Annotated in this window: 17 protein-coding genes; 2 read left to right on the top strand and 15 right to left on the bottom strand. The window is 47.5% G+C overall.

Annotated elements, in window-relative coordinates; translation table 11 throughout:
* Window positions 1–8 precede the first annotated feature (8 nt).
* Both JOY44_RS16395 and JOY44_RS16390 read right to left on the bottom strand, forming a co-directional pair.
* A complete protein-coding gene (locus tag JOY44_RS16395; protein WP_197985496.1) occupies window positions 9–1,493 on the bottom strand; it encodes a glycosyltransferase family 2 protein in 1,485 nt (494 codons plus the stop codon).
* Window positions 1,494–1,608: 115 nt separating this feature from the next.
* Complete coding sequence (locus tag JOY44_RS16390) at window positions 1,609–3,003, bottom strand: acyltransferase family protein (RefSeq protein WP_171574707.1); 1,395 nt, start codon at window positions 3,001–3,003, stop codon at window positions 1,609–1,611.
* Between the two features lie 602 nt (window positions 3,004–3,605).
* Here JOY44_RS16390 and JOY44_RS16385 point away from each other — a divergent pair.
* Window positions 3,606–4,991 (top strand): tetratricopeptide repeat protein, encoded by a 1,386-nt coding sequence (locus JOY44_RS16385; RefSeq protein WP_171574706.1) that lies wholly within the window; start codon window positions 3,606–3,608, stop codon window positions 4,989–4,991.
* Window positions 4,992–5,004: 13 nt separating this feature from the next.
* On the opposite strand, the gene JOY44_RS16380 is transcribed toward JOY44_RS16385, so the two are convergent.
* From JOY44_RS16380 to JOY44_RS16365, 4 genes are all read right to left on the bottom strand, one after another.
* Window positions 5,005–5,412 (bottom strand): hypothetical protein, encoded by a 408-nt coding sequence (locus tag JOY44_RS16380; protein WP_203032037.1) that lies wholly within the window; start codon window positions 5,410–5,412, stop codon window positions 5,005–5,007.
* A gap of 54 nt (window positions 5,413–5,466) precedes the next feature.
* Window positions 5,467–6,990 (bottom strand): M48 family metallopeptidase, encoded by a 1,524-nt coding sequence (locus JOY44_RS16375; protein ID WP_171574704.1) that lies wholly within the window; start codon window positions 6,988–6,990, stop codon window positions 5,467–5,469.
* A 52-nt stretch (window positions 6,991–7,042) separates the two neighbouring features.
* The gene (locus tag JOY44_RS16370) at window positions 7,043–7,630 is read right to left on the bottom strand and encodes a LemA family protein (RefSeq protein WP_171574703.1); all 588 of its coding nucleotides are present in this window, start codon (window positions 7,628–7,630) and stop codon (window positions 7,043–7,045) included.
* A 154-nt stretch (window positions 7,631–7,784) separates the two neighbouring features.
* On the bottom strand, window positions 7,785–8,660 hold the full coding sequence (locus tag JOY44_RS16365; RefSeq protein ID WP_171574702.1) for a CPBP family intramembrane glutamic endopeptidase: 876 nt from the start codon (window positions 8,658–8,660) through the stop codon (window positions 7,785–7,787).
* A 161-nt stretch (window positions 8,661–8,821) separates the two neighbouring features.
* On the opposite strand from JOY44_RS16365, the gene JOY44_RS16360 reads away from it, so the two are divergent.
* Entirely contained in the window at window positions 8,822–10,636 is a 1,815-nt protein-coding gene (locus tag JOY44_RS16360; protein WP_171574701.1) for a M3 family oligoendopeptidase, read from the top strand.
* 150 nt (window positions 10,637–10,786) lie between these two features.
* Here the strand turns inward: JOY44_RS16360 and JOY44_RS16355 are convergent, their stop codons facing one another.
* The 9 genes from JOY44_RS16355 to JOY44_RS16315 all read right to left on the bottom strand — a co-directional run bounded on the left by JOY44_RS16355 (window position 10,787) and on the right by JOY44_RS16315 (window position 17,761).
* Window positions 10,787–11,242, bottom strand: coding sequence for a hypothetical protein (locus JOY44_RS16355; RefSeq protein WP_171574700.1), 456 nt, complete (start codon window positions 11,240–11,242; stop codon window positions 10,787–10,789).
* A 21-nt stretch (window positions 11,243–11,263) separates the two neighbouring features.
* Window positions 11,264–11,554, bottom strand: coding sequence for a hypothetical protein (locus JOY44_RS16350; RefSeq protein WP_171574699.1), 291 nt, complete (start codon window positions 11,552–11,554; stop codon window positions 11,264–11,266).
* A 354-nt stretch (window positions 11,555–11,908) separates the two neighbouring features.
* Window positions 11,909–12,079: a chlorophyll a/b-binding protein gene (locus JOY44_RS16345; protein WP_171574698.1), complete on the bottom strand. Its 171-nt coding sequence runs from the start codon at window positions 12,077–12,079 to the stop codon at window positions 11,909–11,911.
* 127 nt (window positions 12,080–12,206) lie between these two features.
* Window positions 12,207–12,626: a secondary thiamine-phosphate synthase enzyme YjbQ gene (locus tag JOY44_RS16340; protein WP_171574697.1), complete on the bottom strand. Its 420-nt coding sequence runs from the start codon at window positions 12,624–12,626 to the stop codon at window positions 12,207–12,209.
* A gap of 36 nt (window positions 12,627–12,662) precedes the next feature.
* Window positions 12,663–13,769: a hypothetical protein gene (locus JOY44_RS16335; protein ID WP_197985495.1), complete on the bottom strand. Its 1,107-nt coding sequence runs from the start codon at window positions 13,767–13,769 to the stop codon at window positions 12,663–12,665.
* An 11-nt stretch (window positions 13,770–13,780) separates the two neighbouring features.
* Window positions 13,781–14,610 (bottom strand): IS1 family transposase gene (locus JOY44_RS16330; RefSeq protein ID WP_171573290.1). Its coding sequence is split into 2 segments (ribosomal slippage): window positions 13,781–14,266 and window positions 14,269–14,610, totalling 828 coding nucleotides; the frame shifts between segments, so codons are not numbered across the junction.
* A gap of 216 nt (window positions 14,611–14,826) precedes the next feature.
* Window positions 14,827–16,488, bottom strand: coding sequence for a serine/threonine protein kinase (locus JOY44_RS16325; protein ID WP_171574696.1), 1,662 nt, complete (start codon window positions 16,486–16,488; stop codon window positions 14,827–14,829).
* Between the two features lie 87 nt (window positions 16,489–16,575).
* Window positions 16,576–17,232, bottom strand: coding sequence for a phycobilisome degradation protein NblB (gene nblB / locus JOY44_RS16320; RefSeq protein ID WP_171574695.1), 657 nt, complete (start codon window positions 17,230–17,232; stop codon window positions 16,576–16,578).
* Window positions 17,233–17,293: 61 nt separating this feature from the next.
* Complete coding sequence (locus JOY44_RS16315) at window positions 17,294–17,761, bottom strand: CBS domain-containing protein (protein ID WP_171574694.1); 468 nt, start codon at window positions 17,759–17,761, stop codon at window positions 17,294–17,296.
* Window positions 17,762–17,910 lie beyond the last annotated feature (149 nt).

The raw sequence follows: 17,910 nt of genomic DNA, 5'->3' as shown, positions 1-17,910 counted from the left end.
CCTACTCCCTATTCTCTACTTCCTACTCCACCCACAGGAGCCAACACGGGCGGTGCTTCAGGTGAAATAACACGGGTGGACTGCTTGCCGCGTGGTGTAACAACCCAGTAGCTATGCCCGTGCAAATGGTCATAAAGCCCAACGATGGAGATCATGTTCTTTAAAGTGGTATACAAAAAAATCAGGATAGCGTGCTGGGCAAAATAGTACATCGGATAACGAATATACGATATCCGCATCGTCACTACTGTTTGATAAATACCGCTAAAAAAAGTAATGACTGTACTGAACCAAAGATAAGCATTATCTGATGGGGGCAGATAGCCGTGGAACAAAAATAAACTTAGAATCAGCGGCAAAATTTGTAGCGCTAGCAGAGAGTACACAACACAGTAATAAAGCAAATAAGTCCAGTAGAGCTTTTGCTTAAAGGTCAGGTGCTTAGATTTCCAAACGCGCCGTTGATACTTAAAGCTCACTTCTAACCAGCCCTGTGCCCAACGTTTGCGCTGAAACCAAAATGAGTTGAAATCAATAGGGGCAAGCTCAGTGGCAATAATGCTGCGATCATGCAGAATGCGATACCCATTCAATAAAGTCCGCAGCGTCGCATCAATATCTTCTGTCATCATCATTGGGTTAAAGCGAATCCGCTTTAGCACGGCTGTCCGCCAGTAGCCATTGGAGCCACCAAAAATAGTGGAGTCGGTAAGAAACGATTTAGCAGGATGGCTCACCCCATAGAGAGATTCAAACTCAACGGCAATATTTTGAGTTAGCAAGTTGTGCCCATGATTGCGGATGATGTTGCGCCCTTGCACTACGTCGTAGCCTCGTTCTAACCAGCGCCATGCTCTCAAAAAGCAGTCTGGTGAAGGATGATGATCTGCATCTAGAATACAAGTCACCTGACCCGTCACAAGCTCGAGAGCGGCATTCAAGTTTTCGGCTTTGGAATGGCTGCCATCTACTCGTAACAAATGTAGTTCAGCATGAACTTGGGCTAACACTTTTAAGTCGTCTTCAATCGGCAAGTCCACGGGAGTGTTGTATGCCAGGATGACTTCTAGCCCTGCTGTTGGACGATATACCGTGCTGAGAATTTGGCGTAGAGTTTCTAGAATGATGTCTTGTTCGTTGGGCAAGTAGGCAACTACGATGATGGAGCAGCGCGGTAGAGGGGTCGTTGGGGTGAGTCGTTGATAGCCATTAATCCCTAAAACGGTTTTGATGGAATGAATCAAATAATCCCAGCGATCGCTAGTCGGCTGGTCGGTTTGAACAGCAAATCTACGAAATAAAGAAGTAGAAGCCTCCAACAGAATCATCAAAGAGCTAAAAAGAAAAAAGGTGGCGATCGCCATGTGTATATTTACCAGTGGCATTCCTCCCATCCGCAAACACAGGTAAAAGAGGGTAGGAATTCCGATCATCAGGACATGGGTATAGATCAGCTTATGCAGATCGACTGACCACTTCTTCACGTACGCCATCCTCCAATTATTAGAGTGAATTGTTGAGCCATCGGTAGGTACATTGGTAAGCTCATCGGTAGGCAGTCCAATGTAAATGCCATTACTGGAATAAATGAGTACTTATGACTTCTCATCAGCGGAAGTGTTTTCTGGCAGGTTTCAGATCGTCTTCATTGACCCAAAGCGATCGCCGACCATCGCTTACCTGGCAAAGAAAAAATTCCTGCTCATCCAATAGCTTTTCTACTTTCAGCACAATCCACCCTGCCTCACTCCGATAACACACTTCATCCCCCACTTGCGGCTCCTTAAAACGGCGCTGCAACGAAGGCGATGTAGTTAATACATAGTCCACATCTCGCAGCAAACCTAATGCAATCCGTTGAATTAAAGGACTGGTATAGACCGTCAGAACCGCCAGAATAAGCGTGCTGCCAATCATAATGGGCAGCATCACAGCATACCGTGTTGCATCTCCTTGAACGACCAATTGCAAAATGCGATCGACAACTAAGCCATGCATTAGAAAAAAAGTGTAACTATAGCCGCCCATTGCAATAAAGAATGAGGCTATTTGACGCTGCCCTGCCAAGATGCGACACATGACCATGCAGCCCAAACTCAAGCCAATGGACAGCAGCAGGTCTGCAAAAATCCATCCCCAGGTGTAAAACTGACAAATGAAACCAGCAATGTAAACGACCGCGCCGATGGTTAAGGCATGGGGAGAACCCCAATAAACGGGTCCTTCGTCTTTTAGATAGGAATTCCCGACTGATATACCGATCACGAAGGTGCCAAGTTTAGACAGAAACAGGGCGAAGGGTTGCCAGCCTGCTGGAGTATCCCAAATCACATAACTGGGGTGTCCTCCTAAGATGTAAACCGCGATCGCTCGATAGCCAAGTGTGAGTAAGACACAGACTATAACTAAATTTGCGGCTCCCCAACGCTGTAGCAACTGCCACAGAAATGGAAACAGAATAGCAAAACTAAAAATGAGCGAAACAAACCACCAAGACCCACTAGTTGCCATCAGCATTTTCCCGTTGTAGTCATACACCAAAGGAAAACTTATGCCTGCAAAAACATACCAGGGATTGGGGAAAGCAGTCTTAAACGCCATGGCGATCGCCCACAGCAGCGGAAAGGATAGCCACGCTACTGCCCAAAAAGGAAACAGAACTTGAGCCAGTCGTCGCTTTAAGAAAATTCCGACATTTAAGGGCTTTTCTTTGAGTGACAACACTAAACTAAAGCCGCTGATGAGAACGAACACATCAACAAACTGAAACCCAAACCAGGACGGTAAGCTCAAAAAATAGGGCAATGCTCCTTGCTTAGGGAAGGTACTCATTGCCGTCGCCAAGTGGCGCATATTACTATCTAATCCGGTTGGCTGAGGGGTATAAGCAGATCCCGTAAAGCCCATTTGGGCGTAGTAGAGCAGTAGCATCACCACTGCAAGGATGCGAATTCCTTCTAACCAGGCTAGACGCTGAGATCGACCTACCCTTTGATTAATCATCTATATGCTGTCTCTTTTCGGCGGTTAAGTAGGAGATATGGGTGGGAGCGTTCACAGCGCAGTCTAAACAGTTGCAAAATCAGGAAGACACCATGGACGAAGAATTTTCTAATGCAGGATTATAGTTGAAACCTTTGGTGTTGCTTAACCAAAAGCAAGAACGCTCAATCGATTTCTCTCTTCCAAAAGGAGAGGAATTAGATTTCAACCCTCTTTTCCTTAAGAAGAAAAGCTGAGAATGAGGGAGATCATACCTACATCCAACAACGCCCAAATTCTTGATATTCCTATGACCGATTTATATTTTTGGTAAAAGGATTTTAATAGTGAATAGCTCCCTCGAATAAATACTAAAGAATTTCATCTTTCTTTATAATCCATTCCTACCCTGGCAACATACTAAAAATAAATACTTCATAGGATAAGCGCTGTAAGTAGGGCTATGGCGACTGATTTGAGTTAGAAACGATATTACGCACTAACGGTTCTAACCACGTGGTTGTCACTGGCTATTTTTCACCTGAAAGTCTGCGATCGCCCTACTATATCTGTCTTCGAGTAGTACGCTGGTGTAAAGCTAGTGGAAATTTTCAATTAACGCCATGCCCCGTAGTTTAAAGTCGGAAGCCGGATTTTTTCTTCAACAAGGGCTGCAACTGAGCCAAGCGGGTGCGTATGATGAGGCGATTATCAGCTTTGAGCGTGCGTTACAGCTTTATCCTACCTGGCATGAAACTTGGTATTTCAAGGGCGTTGCGTTTTATGAATCACAGCGCTATGCGGAGGCAGCGAGTTGCTTTCAGCAAGCGATCGATTTGAAGCTGAATTATCCAGAAGCTTTAAACAGCCATGGCATGGCGTTGTTTAGCTTGGGTAGCTACGAAGCCGCGATCGCCAGTTATGACAAAGCCATTAAACTATGCCCAGATTTCCATCAAGCCTGGTATAACCGGGGCAATGCACTGGAGAAATCAAATTGCCACGAAGCAGCGCTCGATAGCTTTGATCGGGCGTTGGAGTTGGAGCCAGAGTACGCTAGGTCTTGGTATAACCGAGCAATTATTCTTTTCAAGCAAAGAAAATATGAAGATGCGATCGCTAGCTATGACAAAGCGATCGAGTTTCGCCCTCACTACTCCAATGCTTGGTACAATCGCGCCAACATTTTGAATCTGCTGAAACGCTATGCCGAAGCCTTGGGAAGCTACGATCGCGTGCTGGCGGTTAAATCAGACTGGTATGCTGCCTACTACAACCACGGCAATGTATTGCATAAGCTGAAACGGCATGAGGAAGCCGTTGCTAGTTATGATAATGCCCTACAAATCAAGCCCAATCTTTATGAAGCCTGGTACAACCGGGGTAATGCGTTAGATGCTCTAGGGCGATATGATGACGCGATCGCCAGCTATCGTGAAGCTTTAGCGCTCAAACCCAATTTGCGCGAAGGCTGGTATAACTGGGGCAGCACCCTCCACAAAGCAGGGCAGTACGAAGCGGCGATCGCTAGCTATGACAAAGCGATCATCCTAGATGCCAAGTTTGCAAGAGCTTGGCACAGTCGTGGCGTAGCCTTCCGCAAACTTGGCATGTATGCCAAAGCCATTACTAGCTATGACAAAGCGGTGCAACATAATCCCAACTTATATGAATCTTGGTATGGGCGAGGCGTTATCTTGGGGCACTTAGGACGAAATGAGGTCGCTGTTTCTAGCTACGATCGCGCATTAGAAATAAATCCTACCTTTTATCCCGCTTGGTACAGTCGTGGGGTTGCCCTCAGCCACATTGGGGATTACAAAGCTGCTATTGCTAGTTATGATCGCGCCCTAGAAATTCGCCCTGGGTTTCCACCGGCGTTGCGCCGCCGCAATTTGGCACTCGATCCCACCAGTCTTTCCATGCTTGCACCCGACTTAGATAGCGGCGAGGATTTTAATGAGCCAGTATTAGCTGAGGATATGATTGAAGAATCTTTGAATTCCTGAATTTTGCTTCTTGCTAAGCGGTGGGCAGCAGTGGCTTTAGGTCCTTAGAATGCCAACAAAACGGCAAGGGACAGTCTAAACAAGTCGAGATCGCCCATAACAGCTCCAACTCTGGCAACGTAACAATTTGATCTTGCAGTGCAATCATCGTACAGGCGCTTACTACTGTTTGTTTCAGTTTGGGAGAAAGCACACTCATTCGTTCGAGGCTGCTTTTCAAATGGCTAAAGTTGCCGTTGGGTGCAGTAGTAGGTAGTTCTCGCTTGCTGGCTCCAGGTAGCTGATGCGCCCCCGTTCGAAAGGCATAGGTAACGGCGTCTGGCTCAGTGTGCCCGACTCGTGCCATAGCAGCTAAAACCATCAGGCAATCTTGCCAAACCGGATCCAACGTCGCCTCTGCGGCGATCGCGGGTTGCGTCACACGAGGCTGCAAGCGATGCCGAAGCCCCGTGTAAATGACAAACTCCGTGAGTGATCAGCGTTTGTCAACCGTTGCCAATTCCTGTAGCACTTTGAACACTTGCTGCAACTGGCTAGCAGTAGCTTGCTGCAAAACAGGAATGACCGAATCTAGCAGGGGTAGGCGCAAGCGAGGATTGGATGTATCTAAGATTTTACCGCTTTGTATAGTCAGGTCAGCTAGTGAAACAGGCACAGTTTGCTGTAGCCATGCTTCTTGCTGGGCGCGAACGGAAGGATTTTGGCAATCCAGCATAAGGCTCTGGGCAAATGCGATCGCGCCTTCCAAGGTTTGAGTTCCCTGTTGCGAGCTTTCTGGCGCTTGGGCAACTCGCGAAGATGCCGCAGTGGATGAACGAGTTGAGGTTAAAGGTGCTTGACTGCGGGGCGTTGATGCAACTGGCGAATTGGAAGTGCTCGGTGAAGTAGAGGTTATGGGAGTAAAACCCATCACGCTGGCTGACTGTGCCGTAGGATCAGGGGTCGAAGGAGTGGCGATCGCATTTCCTACAGCCACCTCAGCAGGCACTCGCCGTGCAGCAACACTCAATCGCTGGAGTCGTTGACGCGTGGGGGGATGGGTTGAAAACCAAGCGGCTTCTAACCAACTTGTATTTGCCTCACCAAAAAAGAGATGGCTCATTGCCGCCGCTTGAGGTGCCGATACCCTGGCATGATTTGCGTGAGACTCAATTTTTTGTAGAGCGCTAGCCAGCCCATCAGGATTGCGAGTAAATTGCACAGCAGAAGCATCCGCTAGAAACTCGCGCTGCCGCGAGACCGCACTTTGCAGAATTCGCCCAAAGAAATACCCCAAACCACCAATAGCGATCAAAGCAATGCCGAACACAATAACCGCGAAAAAAGATGATCCTGAATCAGACTCTTTTTTAGATTTAGAGTCAGAACTGAATGATATGTCGGGCGAATACCGAACGACAAAACGACCCAAAATATGGATTAGCAAAATTCCGTGCAACAAGCCAATTAGCTTCATGTTTAGCCGCATGTCACCGTTCAAAATGTGGCTAAACTCATGCCCAATTACGCCCTGCAATTCATCCCGATTCAGTGCTTCTAAACAACCGCGAGTCACCCCAATCGCTGCTTTTTGCGGTGAGTTGCCAGCCGCAAAGGCGTTGATGCTGGTTTCTTGGTCAAGAACGAAGACTTGGGGAGCCGGAATCCCAGATGCGATCGCCATTTCCGCCACAATATTCAACAACTGCTGCTCTTGAACGGTTGCCCTCTCTGGCTCAACCAATCGTCCACCAAGCTCTTCTGCCACCGCTGCCCCGCCCTGTCTTAAACGGATGAGCTTAAACAAGGTTCCACTACCAATCAGCAGCAACGTTGGCACTGCCACGCTTAGCAACATACCTGGACTCAGCAAGCTAATATTTGCCTTCAAAATCAGCCGACAGATGAGCCACAGGGCAAGGTAGATAGCGCCAATAATGCCAACCAGAGATAGCAAATATAGCCACCCCAGCCGACGAGTATTTTGATGGGCACGGTCTTGATGCTCAAAGAAGTTCATGAGTCAGTACCAAGTGTCAAGAAAGGGTGAATGACGAAGGGTGAATATATTCTTAAAACGAGACACGCGGGGCAACTCTCACTTCTGGTGCGGCTTCTTCCAGCAAGTTTGCCGTTTGAAAGTTAAACTGACCTGCAATCAGATTGCTAGGAAATACTTCACGCTTGGTGTTATAAACGGTGACTGAATCGTTGAAGGCTTGACGGGCAAAGGCGACCCGGTTTTCTGTGGAGGTCAACTCTTCCATCACCCGCGCCATATTTTGGTCGGCTTTCAAATCTGGGTAGGCTTCTGACAAGACGAGCAACCGATCTAAACTGCCTGTAAGTACGGCTTCAGCCGATTCTAGTTGTTGCATCGCTTGCGGATCTCCAGGATTGCGAGCTGCACGACTATTGGCACTCATGGCGGCATTTCTGGCAGTGATAACGGCTTCCAGAGTTTCCCGTTCATGCTTCATATACCCTTTAGCAGTTTCTACCAAATTGGGAATCAGGTCGTAACGGCGTTGAAGCTGAACATCAATCTGGCTGTAGGCATTTTTGAAACGATTTCGCAGCGTCACCAGGCTGTTATAGGCGTTCATAACAATGACACCAAGAATCAGCACGAGCATGACAAGAAAAATGAGGGGTCCCATAATTTGTTGTGTTTGAAAGTGAGGTGAATTGGAAGCGTAAAGCTGTCGTTAGTGTTCCCAGGCTGAATTCGCTCTATCCAAATCATCAAGAGTTTTCAAATTCATTCCGGTTATTAAGATGATTTGTATGCAAACGAAATATTGATCTGCACCTTCATCTCTGGGCTTGATTCAGCAAGTAGGGAATTTCTGCATCGAGACGGGGAAAGGTGTTGGCAATGAAGCGGATCAAAAATGGGGCTGATATTGCCACGAGCAAAACGCTTAAGCCCAAACCGGACTTTAGTTCAGCCAGCGTGAGAGTGGAGGTCTCAGACGTAAATTTTGTGGGCAAAGATTGAAGGGCGATCGCCACTCCATTGTTTAATGCATGGCAGGAGATCGGCACGAGCAGCGATCGCGTTTTGATGTAGAGCAAACCCATCAGCAATCCAAATATCGTCAGCCCGATTGGATTGGGATGCAATACCCCAAACAAAATAGACGACATAATCAAGCCTCTTGGCAAATTCCACTTAGTTGCCCACCGCTGCAAAATGAACCCTCGAAACAACAGTTCTTCGGTAATGGGTGCAACTATCACCGTTGTAAAGATATTTAAGCCTGGATAAAGTGCTGGTAGCGCTGTTTGTGGGTCGCTTGCAGCAGCTACTCCTTGCAACACGCTTTCCACGTAAGAGGGAGCGACTAACGCCAAGAGATAAAATAAGATCTGAAAGGAACCCAAGGAAAACATCAAGGCAGCAATCACCAGTCCGACAGTCACTAGCCAGCGTGGATTGTCAGGTATTTGCCCTACCAACTGCTTCAGATTTCCTTGCTGCCCTTTAATTTCAAACAAAAGCCATGCGCTGAGGATAGAAAACAGCACAATGTAGATCAGCAAAACTGCCACTGCATCGTCTGGTTTGAGCTGGGTTAAGCCTAGCCCTAGCACCACAACAAGCAGAATCGAAACCAAAATTAACCACACAAATAAAGTACGGACTTTGATGGCAAGAAAAGGATTTGGGAAGCTTGAGTCAGGCATTAGAATCAGTGGAATTAAATATCTAAAAATCTGTCTAAGATAGACAAGAGTGAAAACCTTAGTGGGTTAGGAAAATCTTATCTTTATAAAGAGGATTGTTTACAATTCGCGATCTCTTGTCCGTGTGTAACGCTTTGGTCAGTCGGAAAAAGGAGTTTACCTTGGTTCAGTCTCTTTCAACTCTCAATAGTCCCACCCTGCTGGAGAATTCTCAGGAATGGGATTTATCTGATCTTTACCAGGGATTTGACGATCCACGCCTGACTGAAGAGTTACAGCAGCTTGAGCAAACAGCCATCCAATTTCGGGATACCTATCGCGATAACGTGAAGGATTTGACGGCAGAACAAGTTGCGGATTGCTTGAAACAACTGGAGGCGATCGCGCAGCAATCAGGCATTCTTTATGCGTTTCCGGCGCTTGTCTTCTCAGCAGATACGCGAAACACCGCAGCAAAACAACTGCAAGATAAGATGCTGGAAGCACTGACGGGAATTGAAAACCAGCTTTTGTTCTTTGACTTAGAACTTAAAAATTTGGGCGATGCGAGATATAGCGAATTGGAGCAGTCTGTTGTGCTTCAGTCCTACCGCCACTATTTTTACAACCTCTCTAAATTTAGACCTTATAAACTATCTGAATCGGTGGAGCAAACCCGCAATCAAGATAGCTTGACTGGACGACAGGCGTTCATCAATCTGAGATCGGTGCATCTAGGCGAACAAAACTATGAAGCGGTCGTCACGCCTGATGGCAAATCTTGCAACACTGAAGCAGAATTAGGTTCGCTGCTGTTTCATCCCAATGCAGAAGTTCGCCATAGCGCTTATTGCTCAGTGCGATCGGTGATGCAACAGCACAATTCTCTCTATGCCTATATTCTCAACAGCGTTGCTCAGGATCACAAGCTAGAAAATCAAATGCGGGGCTACAATTCGACCCTGCACAAACAACTGCTGGCGGATGAAGTGTCGGAGCCAGTCTTCCGTGCCATTATGGAGGGCACTCGCAGCCGCTTTGATCTGTGGCAGCGCTATTACACGCTGAAAGGCAACGCGTTGGGGCAACCGATTCGCACTTGCGATGTCTATGCGCCGTGGGACAGTGAAGCAGTAGAGCCATTGCCTTACAAAGCAGGAGTGGAAACGTTGCTAGCGGCGATCGCAGATTTTGATGTCAATTACGCCCGTCGTGCCGAAGAATTTTTCCTCAAAAATTGGGTGGATGCGAAAGTCCGTCCGGGTAAGCGGGGCGGGGCATTTTGCTGGTACAGCCACGGCAAACATAGCTATTTGCTGCTTTCCTATACCGAAGATTACAATTCTCTGTTTACCCTGGCGCATGAAATGGGGCATGGGCTGCATTTTGCCTGGATTGGCGATCGCCAATCCTACTTCAACAGCCATCCACCCATGATCCTGGCAGAAATTGCTTCAACCTTCAACGAACTGTTGCTGTTGGATTACTTGCTTAAGCAAGCTGGGGACAATCCCGCACTGAAGAAAACCCTGATCACCCGCCAGCTAGAAGATCAACTCAACCTGCTGTTTCGCCAAAGCACTATTAGTCGTCTAGAGTTGGCAATGCACGATCGCGCCACTCAGGGCACCTTTGATCACACCTTTGTGAATGACCAATGGATGTCGTTGTATCAAGAGCTTTGCGGCGACGCAGTGGAAGTGCTGCCAGAACATCAATACGACTGGGCGCGAATTGGACACATTTACTTCAAGCCCTACTATTGCTATCAATACACCGCTTCCAATATCGTTAGCCTTGCTTGCTACCAGAAATATCTGCAAGTCGGCAAAGATTTCATTCCGGGTTACCTGGAACTACTATCCGCAGGCGGCAGTATGGATCAGGTGACGGCACTGAAGCAATATGTAGATGTCGATTTAGAAGACCCCGCTACCATTAGCGCAGCGCTGAAGTATGTGGAAGGCTTGCTCGATCAACTCCAGGCAACACTATAAGCGCAAAGCTGATAACGCCATCCCAGTCAACAACCTCAAGCCATCTAGGGGTTCGCCTGAGCGTCTACAGCTAACTCCTTCAATTACCAATATCTCTCATTAGTCCGCTTCAAACGAAGCGATAGCCAGCGATCACAGTAAACACTAGCACTATGAAGTGGATGGAAAGATCAACAAAAATACAAGACTTGCTGCAAGAGAAATAATAAATGCAACTATAACTGCCCAGAATATATTTTGCCTGGTTTGCTCTCTGTCTTTATAGTATCGTGCTTCTTCTCCCCACATAAAAGCGGATTCCGGTCCAAAGAAAGTGACAAACCATTTTGATGTTTCTGTTAGGGAGCCAACAAGAAGCGGAATCATAAGCACTGGAATCATTGCGGTTATAAGAGTCAATGAATCAAGGAAGTGATTTGATGGTATTGAGCCAAAGAACTTAGCTATTACAATCAGAAAAGGAAGAAAAAGTAGAGCTAGTGTCCATCGAGGAGTCGCTTTTACATTAAAGGTTCTTTGTACCTGAGGCTCTAACTGATCCGCGAGTAATAGCGACCAACTTTTATCTTCCGTGGCAATGCGTATACGAACTTCATTACCATCCAACTCAAACCTTACTTGAACTATCTATTCTCTTGCAGGATATGGAGAAGCTTGAGTTGGTTGATTGATAGCTCTTAGCTCTATAGATGTAACATTTATTCTTCTGTTAGGTACATTCGGATCTGACAAAACTTCGTCAATACTAATTGTTTCATAGTATCTATCGTCTTCTCGCTCAATGTGAAATACAACGCTAGGTGGACTTGCCAGTTCTATTGCTGCCTTTTCTAATAATGCATAAATACGTCGCAGAGTATTCTCATCGAGAACAAAAGGCTTTCGATAGGTTTTTGATACTCCAGATGTTAAATTCACTGACTTCTCCGCAAATGGCTACTGGCATTCAATATTATTTACTGGCTAATTTGCGTTACACAACACAAATCTGCAATTATTGCCTCAGTTGGAAATACAAGCAGACTAACTTGTTATTAGACTAAAAGTTTCCACCTATCACACTTAAATTAGGTGAATGGCAGAATTTTTCTTCATACATATCTTTAGATGTGTATGGTTATTAGCGATCTCAACGTCCAGAACCCAACTTATCTCTCTTAGCCCGTTCGTTATTGGCTAGTAGAGAAGATGCTGAAGCATCAAATAACCAATAAAAATGGGCTTCTCATCTGGAGAAACCCACTTCCCTAACTTATTGCTTTTTCGGAGAAACTACATCAAACCCAAGAAGTGAAGCACGCCTTGGCTAGTCATCAACTCAGTAACTAAAGCGGATACAAACCCAATCATGGCAAACCGACCATTCCACAATTCAGCTTGGGGAGTGAAGCCGAATTTCCAAGCGTTGCGGTCTTCAGCAATGATGATTTTTTCAGTGGTCATGATAAATACTCCAAGTTCATTCCTACCTATGCGCCTATTGTAAACAGATGTTAAAGAAAGTGTCAAATCGTAAACAAATAAAAGTAAGCGAATCTTAGGCTTATTTGAAAATCTCTTTAAAGTAAGGCTAAGATTCGCCCATAATATGCACCACCAATTCACGGTTAGAACCACGCTGACGGTGCTCCCACAGATAAATGCCCTGCCAAACGCCTAGCAGTAAGCGACCATTGGCAATAGGAATTTGTTCAGAGGTATGGGTTAACACAGTGCGGATATGGGCAGGCATATCATCGGCACCTTCTGTACTGTGAATGTAGTTTTCCCACTCTGGCACTAGCTTGGCAAAAAAGTTTTCCAAATCTTTCAGCACATCTGGGTCGGCATTTTCTTGAATCACCAAGCTAGCGGAAGTGTGCCGTAAAAACAAACTGCATAGGCCTACCTGTATGCCTGACTGTGCGACCACCGCCTGCACCTGAGAAGTAATTTTGCAGAGGGATTTGCCTGTAGTTGAAAGCCGCAGCGTTTGTTGATGCTGAGTCATAAGCGACTGAAACCTCTTTTGGTTCAGGGGAATGCTTTATAGTATTCCTTTTGAAAAAAAGTTGAGTACGGCTTGGGCAATTTCATGGTTGCCGTCGGTCATTATCTCCCTGGCTTGCAAAGGGGGATGCAAGGGTTCATGAAGAAACTCCCAGGTACCTGTAAAAAATTCAGCAGGTTGCAGAATTCGGTGAGGCAGGTAGTTTTGGGTGGCACGGAGTAAAACCGAGGCTTCTGCAAAGTCATCACGCACAATGGAAATAATGGGCAGATTTTGACGGCAAGCTTCGGAAAAGGTGCTGTAGCCCGGTTTGGAAATCATGCAGGAACATACTGACATCACATCCACAGGACGATACTGAGGGCTGCTGAGCTTGATTAGGTTTGGGAGATCAGGCGCGTTGCGATCGAAAGTGATGAACTGCCAATCAGCAAAGTGTTCCAGGTTTTGGTAAGGAATTTTCTCTAAGCTCAAACCGCCAAAGGTTAGCAGCACGGTTCGCTCTTTAGGTACAACGAGATTGAGATGTTGTTTTAGCTGCTCTGCACTGTAACAGGGAGTGCCACCCGTGAATCCGACATCGGTGATGTGGGGAAAGGCGCTCATTGGTTCATGGAGGGGTAAGCGGAACAGGCGATCGCATTGGCTAAAACAGCCCTGAATCCACTCTACAATTTCGCCAAACTCAGGCAATTCATCCTGCCATGCCTGATAAATAAAATCCCAGCCAAAGTTACTCATCATATAGCAGGGAATGTTAGCGGCTTTGGCGATCGCAGCCGCTAGGGGCGGTAGATCTGCCAGAATTAACCCCACTCGATTTTGTTTAATAAAGTTGACTTCAGACGCAATGATAGAAGCCTGACGCGCTTTTAACTCCTGAAGTTTTTTCACCGTAGCGGCTTTATCCATGGTGATGCTGTCACTTTGGATGACTCCAATATCGTAAGCACGGGGACGCAAAATGAAGTCACCTGAAATGTAGCCCTCTAACAGCCATCGCGGCGCTGTGGTCACCAAAATTAGCAGCACTTCAGGACACAATCGCTGAATCTCGGCGGCAACAGAAGCGGCACGAGTAGCGTGTCCAAAGCCGTGGTTGGTGATGGCAAGATAGAGGATGGGGCGCATGGGGAAGGACATTTGGTAGTGCACTAAAGGATTGTGGGGTAGGTAACGACATCCTGCCAGGTCCAAGGCTGCTCAGCCAGTTTTGCTCGTTGAGCCGCAGTTGTTTTGAATCGACTATGCCGCCAAATCCAATTGAAATAGCTGACTACTAAGCGTGTTGTCACTTTCGTTTGCTCCCACAGCTTGCCGAACTTGTTTTGCCTGCGGTGCCATCGAGCAGTTTGTTGTCGGACGATGCCGTTGGTTCGCTCTAAGCGCTGCGTTTTGTCTTTGCCAACATAGTGCAGAATTTCAGGCGGAAGGACTCGTTCATAGCCTCCCCAGTCATCACTGTTCCACTGTTTGCAAGCCGTTTTTCCCTGTGTACTAATTACCAATTCCTCAATAAGTTCGTCTGTATGCTTGCCCACTCGTGCCGCTAAAATCAGTCCACTGGAGTCCGCTAAACTCAGACCTATCCAGCAGTCTCCCACTTCTAATTCATTGGAAAGACATTGCTTCTGTTTTTTTGCACGAAAGACCACATCTCATCCGCACTCACCTCTGCGGTTGCCACTTGCTTGACCTGGTCGTTATGAATTAGCTGAGCCTTGGCACTCGATGCCCGAACAATACTGACCACGGTGTTGTATGCCAAGCCTGTAATTCGGCTAATCCCTCGTAAGCTGCTGCCCTCACTATGAGCTTGTAGCACCTGCTGAACTTGTTCCGGACTCACTCGTCGCCAGTAGTACAGCGTGTCAAAGCTCTCACAGAAGGTTTGCTGGCAGTGAGGGCAGAAATAGCGTTGGTGTCCATTGGGCAGCTTGCCATGCTTATGACACTTAGGATGACCACAAAGTCGGCATTCCATAGCTTCTTGAGGGGAAAGAATTGATCCTACTTTACCAAGCCCACAATCCTTTAACCTTTACCAAGCCCACAATCCTTTAACGCACAATCGGACATTTCGAGTCAGATTTGAGTCACAGGCAATCACGCTGGCAACCTAAAATTTACAGCATCTTTACTAACAAGCAATCGTCATTCGTCCCATTTTCTATGGAGAGGCTACGCGAACGTCATTCGCTCAGTGCAGGTCGGCTTCCCAGATGGCGATGTAGATGCGATCGCGATCGTTGCGTTCAATGGTGCCTTTGAGGGTTGGGGTGGAAAAGGTATATTGATTGGCGTTCCGCTTCCATACGCTATTGAATCCTTCTTCGATTGGAGCAGTGAGGCTACCATCCAACATGCCGTTGAGGGTTTCAATCATGACAGCGCGATCAATGGATTGGGCAAAGGAAGCTTCTGTTTGCCGAACTTTATTGGTGTCTTTGTCATACAGGTAAGCAACCGTTACTTGATCGGGAACCAGATCATATTGGGCAGAGCGGGTGTTGTTCCAATATCCGGTGCCTGATTTAGAGGGTTCACCCAATTGAGCAATAATCGATTGTTCTGAGACTCCTGTTGTCAAGCCGAGTACGGGAACACTCGCACTGCCGCTGTTATCGGTGCTGGAGGGTTGGGGCGATGGGGAGGAAGGGACCGGTTCAGGAGATTTGGGCGGTGGCGCAGGTGCCGGAGAAGCGAGTATAGGCGTGGGGGTTGGTTTGCTGGGGGTTGGAGTGACACTTTCTGGAATTTCGATACTGGGAGAAGGTTGTTGAGTCACTTGGGGCGATCGCGCATTGTGCCATACGGCTCCAAGTGCGGCAGCAATCGCGCTAGCAAGCATGGCAACGCCTACAAAAAGCCAGTTTCCTCGCGGCGATCGCTGGGGTTCGATTGAGCGATTTGGCGCGATCGCTGGGGAGGGCAGATTCCCTGGACTGTAAGCCTGAGTCGCCATCTGGGAGATAGGATTGGCAGCAGGGATGGCATTGGCAGCAGGAATGGCATTGGCAGCAGGAGGGGCGGCAGGCGGCGAAGACTGGGGAGATGCGCTCGACAGCAAATTCAACCACTCGGCAACCGTTTGGGGACGATAGTGGGCATCGACTGCCATCCCGCGCACTACGGCTTGATTGGTCGCTGGGGTGATTTGGGGAACCAGATCGCGAGCAGACGGCATGGGTTGGCGATCGCGCAGAATTGCAGCGACTGGAGCATGAGCGGTCAGCAGAGCATATAGGGTTGCTGCCAAACCATAAATATCCGTAGCGGGGCTGCGTTTTGCCTGTGCCATGTATTGTTCAATCGGCGCATAGCCAGCCGAGGTAATGCTGGTGTGGGCTTGAGTCGCACCCATGGTGAACTCTCTAGAAATGCCAAAATCAATCAGAACCACATCTTGAGTGCCCTGACGCAGCATAATGTTTTGGGGCTTGACATCCCGATGCAGTAAACCATTGGTATGAATTACCTGCAACGCTGCCGCAACTTGGCGAATGTAGTGAAGCGCTGTGACTTCGGGCAAGGGGCGATCGGGAAACACAACCTCTTCTAAGGTTTGCCCTGGAATATAGTCCATGACAATGTAAGGCATCCCATCTTCTACAAAAAAGTCACTGACTCGCACAATATTAGGATGGCTACACAGCGCCAGTCTGCGCCCCTCATCTTGAAATTGCTGCTGCACCTTAGCAAACTCCATGCCCTGGCTGATCGCATTCAGCGTTTTAATCACAACCGTTTGCTGGAGGTAGTGATGGGTCGCCCGAAAAGTAATACCAAACCCTCCCTCGCCCAGCAGATGATCTAGGGTATATTTGCCGCTCTGTAATGTTCTCCCAACCAGCGAATTCATGCCAAACCTTTCTATGATGAACCGGCTCTTTCAAACTCCTTCCAGAATAGACAATACCAGAGCAGATCCGTTCAACCATGCGTCTACTCACGCCAAACTAGATTTAGCTTCTTCGGCAACTTGGTCTACGGAATCTTGGGCTAGAGTTTCTAGGGTCGCTTTGGCTTCAGGAGTTGCCAATCGACCAAGGGCTTGGGCAACCCGATAGCGGACTTGCCAATCGGGGTTCGCCACATGATTGATCAGTAGCGGCACAGCACGGATATCACCTAATTCGCCAAAGGACCCGATCGCCGCCATCTGCATCAATTCATTGGGGGATGTAATCGAATCTTCTAATAGCTCAAAGCCGCGTGGATCGCCCAATTCTCCCAGTGCCGCCACAATGCTGAATTTGACTAGCCATTCTGAACTGGTGTTGTAGAGAAATCGCAAATCCTCAAAGGCTTCAGTCAATTTAAGTGCACCGATAGAGTCCGCCGCTGCGGCTTGCACGTCAGGTTCGGCATCTTGCAGGCGATCGCGCAGGGTTTCCAACGTTTTCTCCCGATTTTGGTTACCTAAGGACGATAACTGGCTCACGGCGGCATAGCGAACTCTGGCGTTCGTATCATCGACTGCTTGCAAAATCATGCCGAACGTAATGCTGGGGTCGAGCGTTCGCATTTGGTTCACGGCTCTGAGGCGATCGCCCAGATCGGCTGAATTTAAAAGTGTTTTAACTGAATCAGGAGTAATGTCCATAAAAAATTGTTTGTTAATAAATTGTTTTTAAAAAGTAAATCGCTTTTCTAGTCCCAAATCCCTAGCCCTGATCTGCTGCCATCGAGCGGATGATGTCACCGCGAGTCAGGATGCCAATGACGCGATCGCCAGCATCGACTACAGGCAAGCGATGAACGTTGCGATCGTGCATCAACTGGGCAGCATTTCGCAACGGCTGATCACGAGTGATCGTCACAAGATGATCACTTGTCATGGCTTCCCCAACGGTTTCACCCAACGCTTTATGCACTTCCCGTTCATATTGGGCAGGGTTTTCTAGATAGATCACGCTGTCTAAAAACATGAAGTATGGCGGCATAGTGGCTCCCGTTTCTCGCCACATTAAATCTGTTTCAGAAATTACGCCGACTAGTTTGCCATTTTCATCGACTACGGGCAGCCCGCTAATGCGTTTTTCTGCCAATATTTTGATGACCTCTATCAGCGGCGTGTCGCGGTTCGCTGTAATCGGATCATGGGTCATTACATCCCCAACAGTCTTAGCCATAATCAGTCGCGGGTTCTACACAAGGTCTGAACCCATTGTAGAGAATAGCGGCGATCGCCCAACCAGACTCAACAGGTTGTTACATCCAATACTTAATTAAGTTTCAAGGGTGAGCGACAAACCTCTCTCTGCAAGGAAATACAAGCCAA

This window comes from Leptolyngbya sp. Cla-17 (assembly GCF_016807185.1).
GTDB lineage: Bacteria > Cyanobacteriota > Cyanobacteriia > Leptolyngbyales > Leptolyngbyaceae > ULC077BIN1.
Note: the sequence above shows the minus strand (reverse complement) of the source record. Positions and strands in the feature narration are given on the sequence as shown.